The following is a 14,859-nucleotide window of genomic DNA, read 5'->3' on the forward strand; positions in this document are numbered from 1 at the left end:
CCAATTATGACACTAGTATTAGCGATAAAAGACAGGGGTAAGTAAGCAACTATCTCAGTTAGCCTCTATTAATGCTCAATCACGTTTAATCTAGTTATGGTTGCACAACAAGCCCTGAATAACCAAAAAGTTTTATGTACGTTATGCTACGGTGTCTACCGCCAAACCCAAAAATTGATGCCCCGAAATTAGTAGTTTTTTGGAATATTGAACAGTTTATATTTAATTAAAGAGACTATATTCCATAAACCATACGAAAAAGTAGCTATGGCAAGCGGTGAAGTATTTGATACCGAAAGAAAATCCCTATCTGTGCCAAGGGTAAACCTGCTGACCATGTTCCGGCTAGGTTTATTTCAAATGGGGTTGAGCATGATGTCCATTTTGACTCTGGGCGTACTCAACAGAGTCATGATTCAAGAAATAGCAATTCCAGCGACGCTGGTATCAGTAGTTCTAGCACTGCCTTTATTTGTTGCTCCTTCCCGTGTCTGGTTCGGCCAGATTTCCGATGCCAAGCCGTTATGGGGAAACCACCGCACAGCTTATGTTTGGGTGGGCGCGGCAATATTTGCGATCGCAGCATTTTTAGCTGTACAAGTAATGTGGCAGATGAATCTTGCCGCTACTAGTGCAGGTGGTTGGGCATGGACAACCCAAACAATCGGCTGGACAGCGCTTTTGGCTTTAGTTTTCGCTGTATATGGTCTAGGAATTTGTGCTAGCAGTACTGCTTTTGCTGCTTTGTTGGTGGATATATCTGAAGAAGATAACCGTTCTCAAGTAGTCGGTGTGGTTTGGTCGATGCTAATGGTGGGGATTATTGTTGGGGCGATTATCAGTGGCAGCTTGCTAAAACAGTTAACGCCAGAAGCAACGGTAGAAACCTTGCAAGGAGCGGTCAATAGGTTATTTTTTATCGTCCCAGCAATTGTATTCGGTTTAGCGATCGCAGCAACATTTGGCGTAGAAAAAAAATACTCCCAATACTCAAGCCGTTCCACATTGGTGAACCGAGAAGATAATATCACTCTAGGCAATGCTTGGAAAATATTGACAGCTAGCCCACAAACAGGAATATTTTTCACCTTTTTACTGGTGATGACCATCAGTTTATTTATGCAAGACCCGATTTTGGAACCTTATGCGGGTCAAGTGTTTAAAATGCCCCTAGCGGAAAGTACCAAATTAAATATTTTTTATGGAACTGGTCTACTGATTGCTTACGGTGTTACAGGCTTTTATATTGTCCCGCGTTTAGGTAAGCGCAGAACTGCACGTTTTGGCTGTATGTTGGTAGCATTCTGTGCAATCTTGCTAGCTATATCAGGATTTACAGCTAATGCAGCAGTTCTCAAACTAGCTTTGGTCTTATTCGGTTTAGCCACAGGTTTCCTGACAACGGGAGCAATTAGCTTGATGTTGGATCTGACCGCAGCAGAAGCCGCAGGTACGTTTATTGGGGCATGGGGATTAGCGCAGTCCATCTCTAGAGGAATCGCGGTGGTAATCGGAGGTACAGTTTTGGATATTGGACGCAACTTTTTACCAAGCCAAGAACTAGCTTATGGACTGGTATTCATTCTAGAAGCCGTGGGAATGGTGCTATCGATTTGGTTTCTGAATCGGGTGAACATTACAGAATTTCAAACAAGTACAAAGCAAGCGATCGCATCTGTTTTGGAAAGCGATTTAGATTAAACTGTATAGGGCATAGGGCATGGGACAAATGACAAATGACAAATGACTAATAACTAATGAATGATTTTTGGACAACAATTCTTGATTTTGCCCAAACTATCACTACCAGAGTGGGCAAGCAGCTCATGGAAGATTTTGGGCAAGTACAGCCTGACCAAAAGGCTGATGGTAGTTTGGTGACGCAAGCAGATAAATGGGCAGATCAGGAAATTCGGGATGCGATCGCTTCTAGTTTCCTTGGCTACGGCATTTTGAGCGAAGAGAGCGAACGGTCATTTCCCGGTACGGAGTGGTGCTGGGTAATTGACCCTCTAGATGGTACAACCAACTTCACACGCGGTATTCCCATCTGGACAATTTCTCTGGGTTTACTGTATCGAGGCACACCCATTTTTGGTTATGTTTACGCACCAACCTTGAATCAAGCTTTTCATGGTTTCTGGGCAGGTTCATCTGGTTTAACAACACCAACAGGAGCATTTCTCAACAACCACCCTATCCACACTAGTATAGATAGTCCTAGCAACAATCACTTTTTTAACCTCTGTTCCCGTAGCACCGCAGTTATCCAGAACGGCTTTCCCTGCAAAATTCGCATGTTGGGTGTGGCTAGCTATAACTTTTTGACAGTTGCCACTGGGGCTACTCTCGGTGGTATTGAGGCGACACCAAAAGTTTGGGACTTAGCTGCGGCTTGGGTAATTGTCCAGGCTGCTGGTGGGGTTTGGACATCGCTTAAATCAGAACCATTTCCCTTGTCACCGGGAGAAGATTATAGCGATCGCTCTTTTTCTACCCTTGTGGTTAGTCGTCCCGAATTAGTTTCGGTATTTCAACCTTTTCTCGAAGCTGTAAATATTTAATTTGCAGCCCTTACACTTGAAAATAGTTATTTTGTCAATTCGCCAAGCGGAAAATTACATATTCGACATTAAACTTAACAAAACCCTAGTCCAACAAAGAATTAAGTATAAATAAAGCTAGTAATAATCCTGATTTAAGCACAAAACCAGTGTAGTTATTCATTTAAGTAGTGTTGTGGTTTTCATCACACTGGTTAATTTAGTATAAAAAATTTTATGTTGTCTAATCTAGATTTAATTCGAGAGTTTGTGCAAAACTCTATCCAGAAAAAAGACGTTTTGTTGTCAAATCCTGTTTTGACAGCGCAAACAGTATATAAAACCAACCAATTGACAGCAAAATCTGAAGGCGTAATTGCCACTACTCAAATATCTCACACCCTATGTGAATTCTCGATTTCTCCAAAATCAACCCAGTGGGAATTGATAAATCAGGCATTAGCAGAATATAGTTATATCCTCAAAGGAGAAGTAGATAATCGGGGTTTCTATCAGTATCAATACTGCGAAGTTCCCAAAGGTTATCAGATGAATTGTACTAAATGCGTCATTCTATGGCGAGCTTGGTGGAAATATCGCAAGTATACTTCAAGACCAGGGATTTCGTTGGAACTTCTGATTAGAACACGAGATTCATGGTATCCAATTAGAGATTTAGTTATTAGTGATGGACTTCTCTATATCAAAACCTTGGGAAGTGAGATTGCACTTGGCTCAGACGACTTAGTTACTTGGTTAAGCAAAGTTGATGTAACTAGAATCAAAGAAATACCTTCTACAGAGACATGAATCAATTCAAAATTCAAAATGACGCTCGCGGACTCGCTAACGCTGCGCTAACAAAATTCAAAATTAAATACAGCCACGCCACTTGCGGATAGGGTATCTAAGAGCCTTGTAAGACAAGAATTCTTTCGCGCCACTTGCGGGCAAGGTTTTAAACCTATCTTTTTTGATAAATGTGGGTATGGGGGTACAGATGTATGCCTTTATATTTGTAAACATTTTTTAAAGTTTTATGACAACATAATTAGGTAAAGGATGTGAAAAGAAATGAAAGGACTTTGGCTCGAAAATAACCAGTTGCAATTACGTACAGATATTCCCGTTCCTGAACCGCCACCAGGAGAAGCCTTAGTACGCGTCTTGCGTGCAGGTATCTGTAATACTGACGTGGAACTACTAAGAGGATACTATCCCTACACTGGTATTTTGGGGCATGAATTTGTTGGCATTGTTGAACAAGGGCCAGAAAACTTAGTTAACCAACGTGTAGTTGGAGAAATCAACGCTGTGTGTGGGCATTGTCGGTTTTGTTGTAGTGGACAATCAACTCACTGCGAAAATCGTACAGTTCTTGGTATTGTCAACCGCAACGGAGCTTTTAGTGAATATCTCTGTTTGCCGGTGCAGAACCTGCATCGCGTACCTGAGAATGTACCAACAGAAATAGCAACATTTACTGAACCTTTAGCAGCAGCTTTGGAAATTCAGCAGCAAGTGCCATTGCATCCAAATGATCGGGTGCTAGTGGTTGGAGATGGTAAACTAGGGCAGTTGGTAGCCCAGACACTAGCCCTAACTAGCTGTGAACTCTTAGCTGTGGGTCGTCATCGAGATAAACTAGCTAACTTAGAGGCACGGGGAATAAAAACGAGTCTGGTCGATGCTGTTACAGATGGATATTTTGATATCTCAGTAGAATGTACCGGCAACCCAGAAGGATTTGCGATCGCCCGCCGCGCTTTACGTCCTCGTGGTACTCTTGTACTGAAAAGTACTTATGCTGGCAACCTCAGCCTAGATGCTTCTTCTTTAGTAGTGGATGAAATCACCCTCATCGGCTCCCGTTGTGGACCCTTTACTCCGGCTCTCCAGCTACTAGCCACAGGAAAAGTTGACGTGCAACCTCTAATTCATGCCACCTACCCTCTGATTGAAGGGCTTGCAGCTTTTGAACACGCTCAGAGTCGGGGTGTTTTAAAGGTATTATTAGAAATTAGTTAATTGTCATTGGTCATTTGTCATTGGGCATGGGGCATTGGGCATTGGGATTGAATCTTAAATTTTGAATTTTGAATTTTGAATTTTGAATTGATTTCTCCCTCATCTCTACCAGTCCCCAGTCACCAGTCCCTAATACAGATAAGGATTCGTCTTCGGTTGATAGTCAGAACAATGAATCGCTTCTTCTGTATTGGCAATAGATGGGCGTACAGTACATTTAAGACGGTAATTATCGGTAAAAAATTGACAACCAGTACAGGGAATTTGATGCATTTGCTTGGCTGTAGTTACACTATCTCGCGCCGCCGCCCAGAGACTTAAAACAATGAGAATAGTTACAGTCCAAGCACCGATAAAACAAATTGGGGTCAACAAAGGTTGAATTCCATGAATGATGAAAAATATCAGTTGAAACATGTTATGTCCTGATACAAATTAGGAATTAAAAGTATATTATCTCTTAACCGGAGGCGGAGCGTCTCCGGCTTTGCTCTTAATTCCTAATTTTTCCCTTATAAAAGTATAAGTTAAACGCCAGCATGACCCAATGCTAAACCTGTTACCAGCATTCCTAGAACCAGGAAGGGTTGAGCGCTGGCTTGGTACTTAACATCATTCTTCACAGGGTCGCGCAGGAAATACATATCCTGCAAGGTGATTTGCGGGATGATTAACAGTACTAGTATTGCTGCATACAAATTTTCATGGATGCTGACGAGATAAGCTGCAATCAATCCTTGAAATACGTCAATTGTTACTACACAAATCCATGCTGCGGTGGTGATGCCAAACATTACAGGTAGTGAATTTAATCCTAACTGGCGATCGCCTTCTACACTCTTGAAGTCATTGACAATGGCAATACCCAATCCAGCCAAGCTGTAGAACATTGTCAAAATCACAATTGTGGAATTTAGTTCACCAAATAAAGCGTGTCCTGTAGACCAAGGTAGGGTAATGTAGCTTGCACCCAAGGCGTAGCTACCTAGCCAGCCGTTTTGCTTGAGTTTCAAGGGAGGTGCAGAATAAATATAAGCGATGAAAGAACCGATAATCGCGATCGCTGTAATTGTCGGGAATTCATGACCAGACCACATATCTAGTACAAATGCTAAACCAATGCCAGCAATTAGTAATACCCAAATCTGAATAATTACCTGGGGTAGGGGAATTGCTCCAGAGGGAATGGGGCGATAAGGTTCATTGATGGCATCGATTTCGCGATCGTAGTAATCATTGAGAATTTGGGTGTAACCTGTCATCAATGGCCCAGCCAGTAACATACAGGCTGCTACCTTCAACACATTTTCCAGCGTCCAGGTATAGTTACCAGAAGAAGCCGCACCACAGACTACGCCCCAAATGAGGGGAATCCAGGTGATGGGCTTCATGAGCTGTAAACGAATTTTCCAAATCGAAGTTTCCCCAGATGCTGCACCTTTCATCCCCAACACCTGCCTAGTTTTCGCACTGCGATCAGCAGATGCGTTCGCTTGCTCATTGGCATTATTTGCCACTAAGTCTAGTGCTTCAGATGGGTTAGGGTCTGGGAGAATGGGAGTTGATTCTGACATAATTTTTACTGATTAATTGGGCATTGGGCATTGGGGAGCCAGCGCTGTGGGCGGGTTTCCCGACTTGAGGCGACTGGCGTCATTGGGCACTGGGCATTGGGCATTAGGATTAAGTTTCTTCCCTATTCCCTATTCCCTATTCCTCATGCCCCATTCCCTACTCCCTATTCCCATAACTTAAAACGAAATTATCAAATAATTATTCTGAAACTTTGCTCCAGCAACGGGTCTGCCACTCAGAGCCGGGGGTAAGGGAATATTGCGCCGCTGATCTCCTGCTTCTACCGTGACTTCTGGCCCATATTGGGTAAGCTTGACTTGCTTTTTGTCAAATCCTGGCAAGAATAAGCGTACTTGACGATTGTGGATGTCTATTTCAATAGGTTTGGGAGCCTGTAAAGCTTGTGCTTCAAAGTTGGGTAGAGCATCTATCAGTGGTTGCCAATCAGCCGTGGGCGAGTCGGGAACGATACTTACAGGTAGAGGGATAAATTCTTCTGACAGATTGACATTTGTCTCAGTAGACACAAGCAGAACACCACCGACAGTTAAACCGATTTGTTGAGCGCTACCCCATAAATAACGAGCATTTGCTAACTCAATCGGATCTCCCGTAGTCACTAAGAAAGCAGTGAGACGCCTGGGATCGGCAAGAGCGGCTCTCCCCTTTTCTAAGAAATTATTGACTTGATTAGTGGGACCTGCAAAGTTCTCTGCTGTCCAATTGATATTGAAAAAACTGCTAATCAGCGGTTGAATCAAGGGTGATTCAGTAATCGTCTTCCCCAAGTCTGAGTTGACAAATAATTGCCGAAATCGCCGGACATACCAACTCAGAGATTCTGGCAAACCCAACGTTCGCAGCGTTAAAGAGTCGCCCGGGCCATCGTAGACGATCGCATCATATTTGCCACTGGCATCATATTCGCGGATAGCATTCAGTGCCAAGGCGTTGTCCATCCCCGGCAATACTACCAGTTCTTGACCAAAAACGTCTTTGAAGATGGGCGTGCGGAGATATTGCGCCTCAAGCTTCTTCACTTCGTCCCAGTTGCGTTCTAGCAGTACAGATGCTTGAAACTGGACTACTTGCAAATTGGGAGAGATTTCCTGAGGATCGGCAGTAACGGGAGTACCCAACAGGATTTGCAATGTTGGTTCTGCTTGTCCTGCTAAGAGTACGCGCTTGCCTTGACTTGCCAATAATTTGGCGGCGGCGATCGCAATTTTGGTACGAGCGGTACCGCCTTTGCCCAAAAATGTCAAAATTAGAGCCATTAGTTGATTCCTATTTTCACCGCCAAGCTTTTCAACTCCAACTTAGCACTCAACAAAGACTCTCAACCTGTGCTGGAAATTTCAGATACCAAGAAAAACTCGGATCTGAGTTCTTTACAATTACACAGGTTTTAGTTCATCTTCAAAAAACCAAGTGGAAAAATTGTCGTCAAACATTACCACAACACCGATCCCAGCACCATCGGTAACTTTGTATCCTTGGATGATGCCCACTTGTCCGAGTTTTTTCACAATTGGGGGAGAAACGCGATCGCGTAAACGAAAGACTTTAACCTTTTGTCCGATTTCCATGCCTGATTACAATTCAGATAAACCAAGTCTCAGTGTAGCGGAATCTGTGACTCTGCTTTCACAAATTCAGCCAGAAGTGAGGGAGCAAAGGATGAGAATGACCAATAACAAACAGCTTAAAATTTAGACATTGCTGGTAGTTAATCTAGATAGCTTGAGTTAAGCAACAAAGGTAGCAGTCATGTATCAAACGCTATGAAAATCATTTGCGTGCTTTTCAACTTATAGGCACTCACTACGAGGCAATATCTTTACCAGAGAAGCGCTTCTAGTAGAAGAGTTAGAACTAAGATTGAGTCTTTGGCAAGGTTTTTATCAAAAGACAACCGATTTGTGGTTGCGTTGGTATAATTCAAGAGGTTGGGTGCTGACATCCAGAGAAAAAGCTGAACAAGAACGCCAACGGGCTGAGAAATTAACGGAGTATTAGCGATCGCAAGGAATTAATCCAGATAACTTGAGTTAAACAAAAACTTGCATCTTTAGCAAAAAAAGCAGCCAACAGAATTTATATTTATAGCAAAAATAAACTTAGCAATTGCTGATTTATTGTATAATCACCAAGACAATTTAGGTACTATTTTCTAGTAATGATGTATTCTTCAAGTCAGATAAAAGTACTTTTATAGCTATAAATCTTTATAGAGAAAAATTGGGTGTGTAAGTAGTGAGCGAGGAAGCAGCAATTGTTACAAGTATCTCAAAGAATTATACGTAAAGCGGGTAGTATAAGGCGCATACTGCCCATAAGTGAACGGTTTTGGGCAAAATTTGACTTGCTCAGAACTTTGGTACGTAGGGATTTAGAGGCGCGGTATAAAGGTTCTGTTCTAGGCAATTTGTGGCCTTTACTAAATCAGTTATCACAATTACTGATTTACACTTATGTATTCTCAATCGTGCTGAAGGTGAAGTTGAGCATCAAAGCCTTACCAGATAATAATTTCACCTTTGGTTTGTGGCTATTTGCCGGATTATTGCCTTGGATTGCTTTTAGCGGTGGTTTAAGTCAGGCTGCTAGTTCTGTAATTGGACAGCCAAATTTAGTCAAGAAAGTGGTATTTCCTTTAGGATTGTTACCACTAGTGCCAATTTTATCGACTTTTATTGAGAGTTCCTTTGGTTTAATAGCATTGATTTTTTTTGTGGCAATCAGTTCTCATACTCTACACACTACCTTGGCATTATTGCCGTTGGTGTGGATACCACAATTATTGATGACAGCAGGATTGGGTTATTTAATGGCTGGTGTGACAGTCTTTTTAAGAGATATACCCCAGACATTGATAGTAATTTTGAATATTTGGATGTATTTGACACCAATTATTTATCCAGCCTCAGCAATTCCAGAAGAGTGGCGGGGATGGATATTTTGGTTAAATCCGATGACAGCGATCGCAGAAGTTTATCGTGACATAGTTTTAGTGGGAGAGGTGAAGCATTGGGGTGAGTTGGGAGTTGCTTCGCTAATTGCGCTGACGATGTTTTGCGGTGGATTATGGTGTTATCGACGCCTGCGTCCGGCATTTGCAGATGTATTGTGACTTGAGAGGAAAAGTTAAGCACATGGCAAGTTGCAAGTTACTTTATTGGTTGTCAGGATTATCCTTTAATAACAAGAAAAATTTGAATAATAAGAAAAATTTCATACGTAAAATTATGTATTTTTTTGGTATAACTTGCTTGCTAGTTTTAATTGGTTGAGATTATACTGAGTAGCACGCAATGCCTGCTCCTGGTTTTATCTTTGTAAGTTTAAGACAGCAGGAATGGGTGTAGTGCTAACTCATCTCTAACCCGCAAGTAATTTATGGCTGTTAACTTATTTGATGCCGGTTTCTACCGTACTGCTAACGCCGACTTAGCTAGAGCAGGCTTGACGACAGATGCACAGTTGCTTTCACACTTTCAAAACTTTGGTATAGATGAAGGACGGACTTTTAGCGCTTTTACTGACCTTAACTTCTATCGCTCCAGCAACAGCGATTTGGCTTCTTTTAACAACCGCCAAGCTTACGAGCATTTAGGAAAATTTGGTGTAGCAGAAGGACGCCAATTTTCTCAGTTTTTCGATGTCAACTTTTACTTGGCTGTTAACCCCGATGTGAATCAAGCTTTTGGCGGTAATCGAGAACGAGCGTATGAACATGCACGAGGCTTAGGTGTCAACGAGGGACGGGAATTTTCACCATTTATTTATGACTTAAAGGATTATTATTTGGCGGTGAATCCCGATTTGAAACAAGCTTTTGGGGATAATCGCGCCAAAGCACTGGAACATCTAGTAATTTCTGGTGTTAGAGAGGGACGCAGCTTTTCACCGTTTGTTGATATCAACTACTATTTGTCTAACAATAGTGATGTCAATCAAGCCTTTGGAGGCGATCGCTATCGTGCTTTTAGCCATCTAGAAACATTTGGACTCAATGAAGGACGTAGATTTACTCCGGCTTTTGATGTCAATTATTACCGCAATACTTATTCAGATTTAAGAAATGCAGGCTTGACAACTAACCGTCAACTGTATCAGCACTGGGTAGTTTTTGGGGCGTTCAACGATGAACGTTCTGGTACACCAGATCCGGGTAACTCATTAAATGCTGCTCTCAACCTTGGTAATCAGGATGACAACGGCACTATCTTTAATGGATTTATAGGTGGTAGTGACACCAATGATTTTTACCGTTTTACCCTAACTAGTGCTCGCACTATTGGTACAACACTTAATAATTTAGACGCAGACTTAGACTTGTCGTTACTTGATGCTAATGGTAACGCACTCCTGTACTCTGTAAGGGGTAGTGATAGTGCTGAAGGAGTTACTTACTTTGCCTTAAACCCTGGTACATACTACATCCAAGTCTATCAGGGAGTGAATACTGCATCTTCTAATTACAATCTAGCAGTTACTTGCAGTTCGATTGTTGATGCTGGCAACAGCCTCAGTAGTGCTCTTCCTGTCGCGGGATTTAATTCACCTGGCTCATCTGGAGTTTTTCAAGATACTGTAGGTAGTAGCGACACAGATGACTACTACAAGTTTATTGTGGATGAGACTGTTTCTTTTAATGCAACACTTTCTCCATTGTCAGCAGATGCAAATTTGTATTTACTTGATTCCAATGGTAATAATGTCAGCTCATCTACACTAAGTGGCACTAGCGCAGATACCATATCAAGCGTTAGTTTAACTCCTAGTACTTACTATATCCGCGTCAATGGTTTGGCTAGTAATACTAGTTACAAATTAAATGTGTATACTGCTTAGCCTTTTCCACTAAGGTTATTCTGGGTTGTGATATCTATAGTCAAAAGCAATTGCTAATTGGGGCGATCGCTTTTGACTTTTTAGCATTAATGTGATACGAACATAGCGATCGCCCCAAATTTTGGCAACTGACTAAATGTAGTAAAAAAGACAAGAGCAAAGTTAGAGAAAAAAAAGAGTTTTTATGTTTTAGTACCACACTGCTTGATCCTTTAAGCTGGAAGTGGTACTTTTTGCTTGTCAATGTCATACCATTGACTTTTGTGTAGTGAAAGATTTTGGCAAAATGGCAGCTAGTACTGGGACAAGTTTTCCTAAAGTAGTTTGGTCATAGTTTGGGTGTATTGAGGAGAAAGCGCAAAGACATGAGTGAAGAACTTGCAATTTCGTTAAAAAATGTCTCCAAGTGCTTTAAACGTTATGCTCGTCCTGTAGACAGACTAAAAGAAATTTTACTGCCAAGAAAAAGTTACGCTCAAGAGTTTTGGGCGCTGCGGGATGTCTCTTTCGAGGTGAATAAAGCCGAGACTATGGGCATTATCGGGCGCAATGGTGCAGGTAAGTCTACGCTTCTACAGATGATTTGTGGTACCTTGACGCCGACAAGTGGAGAAGTACAAGTTAATGGAAGAGTTGCAGCACTGCTAGAGTTGGGTGCTGGGTTTAATCCAGAATTCACCGGGCGAGAAAATGTGTATATGAATGGCGCAATCATGGGGCTTTCTCGCCAAGATGTGGATGAGCGCTTTGACAAGGTTGCAGCTTTTGCTGATATTGGAGATTTTATCGAACAGCCAGTTAAAAGCTATTCTAGTGGCATGTATGTACGATTGGCTTTTGCTTCAGCAATTCATGTCGATCCAGATATTCTAATTGTGGATGAGGCATTGTCTGTAGGAGATATGTTCTTTCAGGCAAAGTGCATGACGCGGATGAAGCAGATGATGGATGCTGGCGTGACAGTGCTGTTTGTCAGCCATGATGTTGGCGCTGTTAAAAGTCTTTGTCGTCAAGCAATTTTATTGAGTCATGGAGAGCTAATAACCTATGGCTCAGCTAAGCAAGTCGTAGAAAAGTATTTTTCAATGAAGGTTGAAAGCGAGCAGGTTATTCTAAAGTCAGAGCTACTCAAGAATGATTTAATCGATTCAGAATTATTAGTTAAAAGTGATGAAGATTTATCAGATAATAAATCTTCTTTTGTTAGAAATTTAGATTTTCTAAAAAGAGCAGCTTATCAAAGAATCCAAAATGGGAAAGCAAGTTTTATCAACGTGCAGATTCTCAACGAAGAAGATAAAAGAATATCTAGCCTGGATTATGGACAAAATTTGATTTTAAGAATGTATATTGAAATTTATGAAGATATTGAAGAGCTAGTATTTGGTTATCATATTAGAGATAAAAATGGTGCTGACATAGTATATTCTGATAGTGAAATTGAAAATAAAACACTCAAGTCTGTTAAGCAAGGAGAAAGGTATATTATTGATTGGAAGTTTAAAGCTGCCTTGATACAAGGTATTTATAACGTTTCTTGTGTATTATCAATTCCTATTCAATTTGAAATTGCTGTAGTAGATTTTTGCGATTTCGTGCCATTAGCTGTTCAGTTTAGTGTAGCACACAGAAAAGACGCACGTCTCTATGGAAGCGTTCATTGGGATAACTTTCTAAAAATATTGAAATATTAGAATATGAGGGTATAAAATACTGAAAACTATACAATACATAGGATGTAATTAAGTATGAATTAAATATTATTGATATTGTTTGATATCAATCAAATCTGATTTAAAATAACAAGCTTTTTTCAAAAAAACTTTATTTTTTAAGCTAGAATTTATGGCAAAGTTATCTAATAATAAATATTTAAAAATTAAGTTTTTCGATTAATATCAAATTATTCTTAGAGATTTTTAATTATTGTAAAAATATTATAATTTAAAATTAAATAATTTAGGAGATGAAATGAACTTCTTTTATAAAAAGAATTTAATTATTGGAGATAATAGTAATTTACTAAAAAAAATATTCGATATCTTAGAGGAGAAGCAGTTAAATCAATATGCTGAATTTAGTTACGCCTACTCTCCAGAAACATCTATTGAACTACCTTTAATCTCTGATTTTAAATGTACTCAAATAGATGTTCAGAAGTGCGTAAAAACTTTAGTTAATAATTTTGATTTAATTATATCTGCACATTGCAAACAAATTTTTCCAGCAGAATTAGTTACTAAAGTTAAATGTATTAATATACATCCAGGCTTGAATCCATACAATAGAGGCTGGTATCCCCATGTATTTAGTATTATTAATAAATTTCCGACTGGTGCAACTATTCATGAAATGGATGAAAAGATAGACCACGGCTTAATAATTATTCAGCGCCAAGTAGAAATATTTTCTTATGATACTTCAGATACTGTTTACAAGCGGATCTTAGAAACTGAGTTATATCTATTCTCTGAAGTAATAGAGAAAATACTTTACAATGATTATCATACTTACACCCATCAAGAAGAAGGAAATATAAACAAAAAAAAAGATTTTCAAAAAATTAGACAAATAGAACTAGAAAAAGTATATTCTGGCAGAGAAATTATCGATTTACTTCGTGCTTTAACACATGGCAATTATCAAAATGCCTATTTTATAGATGACGACAATAATAAAATTTTTATTAGACTAACACTAGAACCAGAACAAGTTGTAAAAGAATGATATCTCCTTTTCTAGAACCTATATATGTTACTCGTCCCCTACTACCAGATTTAGATAAGTTTAATCAAAAACTTCAGGAAGTTTGGCAAAGTCAATGGCTGACAAATAATGGAAAACAACATCTAGAACTGGAAAAAAAGTTAGAACAATTTCTGAAAATACCTTATCTATCATTATTTAATAATGGTACGATCGCACTTGTAGTTGGGTGTCAAAGCCTACGTCTTTCTGGCGAAGTCATTACTACTCCATTTACTTTCCCTGCGACTCCCCACGTCTTGACTTGGAACAATATTAAGCCGATATTCTGTGATATTGATCCAGAAACGATGAATATTGATGCTAATAAGATTGAGTCAATGATTACCCCCCAAACAACAGGAATTCTAGGGGTTCATGTCTATGGTACTCCCTGCGATATAGTCAAAATTCAGGAAATAGCTGATAAATATGGCTTAAAAGTAGTTTACGATGCCGCACACGCCTTTGGGGTGGAAATTCATGGTGTAGGTATTGGTAATTTTGGCGACTTGTCGATGATGAGCTTTCATGCTACAAAGCTATTTCATACAGCTGAGGGAGGCGCTCTACTTTTTAAGGATTACAACTTGAAAGCGAGAGTCGAATTGTTAAAAAACTTCGGCATTAAAAATGCTGAAGAAGTAATAATGCCGGGAATTAACGGTAAAATGAACGAAATTCAGGCTGCTCTGGGTCTAGTTTTATTGGAGTATATAGAGGAGGAGAGATGTCAGCGCAAGCTACTAGTCGAGACATATCGCAAATGTCTAGAAAATGTTCCAGGTATTAGTCTTTTGACAGAAATTCCTAATGTTACCAGCAGCTACCAGTATTTTGTAATTAGGATTGATTGGGAACTTTTTGGGTGTGATAGAGACTATGTACATAATCAATTTCAGCAATATAATGTCTTCACTCGCAAATACTTTTATCCACTTTGTAGCGACTACTCATGTTATAAGTACCTGCCGTCATCGAGTAGTGTTAACCTGCCAGTTGCCAATCAAGTAGCTAAACAGGTTTTATCATTACCTTTATATGGTAGTTTAGGCGTTGATGATGTTGAAAAAATTTGTAAAATAATGATTGAAATTAGAGGCTAGTAATC

At 39.9% G+C, this 14,859-nt stretch carries 14 protein-coding genes; 10 read left to right on the forward strand and 4 right to left on the reverse strand.

Annotation, left to right across the window (positions count from 1 at the left end; translation table 11 throughout):
- Positions 1–267: 267 nt before the first annotated feature.
- The 4 genes from V7K56_RS30920 (at position 268) to V7K56_RS30935 (ending at position 4,571) form a co-directional block, all read left to right on the forward strand.
- Positions 268–1,701 (forward strand): BCD family MFS transporter, encoded by a 1,434-nt coding sequence (locus V7K56_RS30920; protein WP_334916930.1) that lies wholly within the window; start codon positions 268–270, stop codon positions 1,699–1,701.
- 56 nt (positions 1,702–1,757) lie between these two features.
- Positions 1,758–2,564, forward strand: a complete 807-nt coding sequence (locus V7K56_RS30925) for an inositol monophosphatase family protein (RefSeq protein ID WP_334916932.1) — start codon at positions 1,758–1,760, stop codon at positions 2,562–2,564.
- A gap of 216 nt (positions 2,565–2,780) precedes the next feature.
- Positions 2,781–3,353 carry a hypothetical protein gene (locus V7K56_RS30930; protein ID WP_334916934.1) on the forward strand — a complete coding sequence of 191 codons (573 nt, stop codon included), beginning with the start codon at positions 2,781–2,783 and terminating at the stop codon, positions 3,351–3,353.
- Between the two features lie 264 nt (positions 3,354–3,617).
- The gene (locus V7K56_RS30935) at positions 3,618–4,571 is read left to right on the forward strand and encodes an MDR/zinc-dependent alcohol dehydrogenase-like family protein (RefSeq protein WP_334916936.1); all 954 of its coding nucleotides are present in this window, start codon (positions 3,618–3,620) and stop codon (positions 4,569–4,571) included.
- 129 nt (positions 4,572–4,700) lie between these two features.
- On the opposite strand, the gene V7K56_RS30940 is transcribed toward V7K56_RS30935, so the two are convergent.
- From V7K56_RS30940 to petP, 4 genes are all read right to left on the reverse strand, one after another.
- Positions 4,701–4,988 (reverse strand): hypothetical protein, encoded by a 288-nt coding sequence (locus V7K56_RS30940; RefSeq protein WP_334916938.1) that lies wholly within the window; start codon positions 4,986–4,988, stop codon positions 4,701–4,703.
- Positions 4,989–5,098: 110 nt separating this feature from the next.
- Positions 5,099–6,145: a chlorophyll synthase ChlG gene (chlG, locus tag V7K56_RS30945; RefSeq protein ID WP_334916940.1), complete on the reverse strand. Its 1,047-nt coding sequence runs from the start codon at positions 6,143–6,145 to the stop codon at positions 5,099–5,101.
- A gap of 177 nt (positions 6,146–6,322) precedes the next feature.
- Complete coding sequence (locus V7K56_RS30950) at positions 6,323–7,423, reverse strand: Get3/ArsA fold putative tail anchor-mediating ATPase NosAFP (protein WP_334916942.1); 1,101 nt, start codon at positions 7,421–7,423, stop codon at positions 6,323–6,325.
- Positions 7,424–7,543: 120 nt separating this feature from the next.
- A complete protein-coding gene (petP, locus tag V7K56_RS30955) occupies positions 7,544–7,735 on the reverse strand; it encodes a cytochrome b6f subunit PetP (RefSeq protein ID WP_334916944.1) in 192 nt (63 codons plus the stop codon).
- Positions 7,736–8,027: 292 nt separating this feature from the next.
- On the opposite strand from petP, the gene V7K56_RS30960 reads away from it, so the two are divergent.
- The 6 genes from V7K56_RS30960 (at position 8,028) to V7K56_RS30985 (ending at position 14,854) form a co-directional block, all read left to right on the forward strand.
- On the forward strand, positions 8,028–8,165 hold the full coding sequence (locus V7K56_RS30960; RefSeq protein WP_334916946.1) for a hypothetical protein: 138 nt from the start codon (positions 8,028–8,030) through the stop codon (positions 8,163–8,165).
- 277 nt (positions 8,166–8,442) lie between these two features.
- Positions 8,443–9,279: an ABC transporter permease gene (locus tag V7K56_RS30965; RefSeq protein ID WP_334917001.1), complete on the forward strand. Its 837-nt coding sequence runs from the start codon at positions 8,443–8,445 to the stop codon at positions 9,277–9,279.
- Positions 9,280–9,545: 266 nt separating this feature from the next.
- Positions 9,546–11,003 carry a PPC domain-containing protein gene (locus V7K56_RS30970; protein ID WP_334916948.1) on the forward strand — a complete coding sequence of 486 codons (1,458 nt, stop codon included), beginning with the start codon at positions 9,546–9,548 and terminating at the stop codon, positions 11,001–11,003.
- A gap of 365 nt (positions 11,004–11,368) precedes the next feature.
- The gene (locus V7K56_RS30975) at positions 11,369–12,697 is read left to right on the forward strand and encodes an ABC transporter ATP-binding protein (RefSeq protein WP_334916950.1); all 1,329 of its coding nucleotides are present in this window, start codon (positions 11,369–11,371) and stop codon (positions 12,695–12,697) included.
- Between the two features lie 277 nt (positions 12,698–12,974).
- On the forward strand, positions 12,975–13,730 hold the full coding sequence (locus V7K56_RS30980; protein ID WP_334916952.1) for a dTDP-4-amino-4,6-dideoxyglucose formyltransferase: 756 nt from the start codon (positions 12,975–12,977) through the stop codon (positions 13,728–13,730).
- Positions 13,727–14,854, forward strand: coding sequence for a DegT/DnrJ/EryC1/StrS family aminotransferase (locus tag V7K56_RS30985; RefSeq protein ID WP_334916954.1), 1,128 nt, complete (start codon positions 13,727–13,729; stop codon positions 14,852–14,854). The genes V7K56_RS30980 and V7K56_RS30985 overlap by 4 nt, the downstream gene beginning before the upstream one ends.
- Positions 14,855–14,859 lie beyond the last annotated feature (5 nt).

This window comes from Nostoc sp., from assembly GCF_036917535.1.
Classification (GTDB): Bacteria; Cyanobacteriota; Cyanobacteriia; order Cyanobacteriales; family Nostocaceae; genus Nostoc.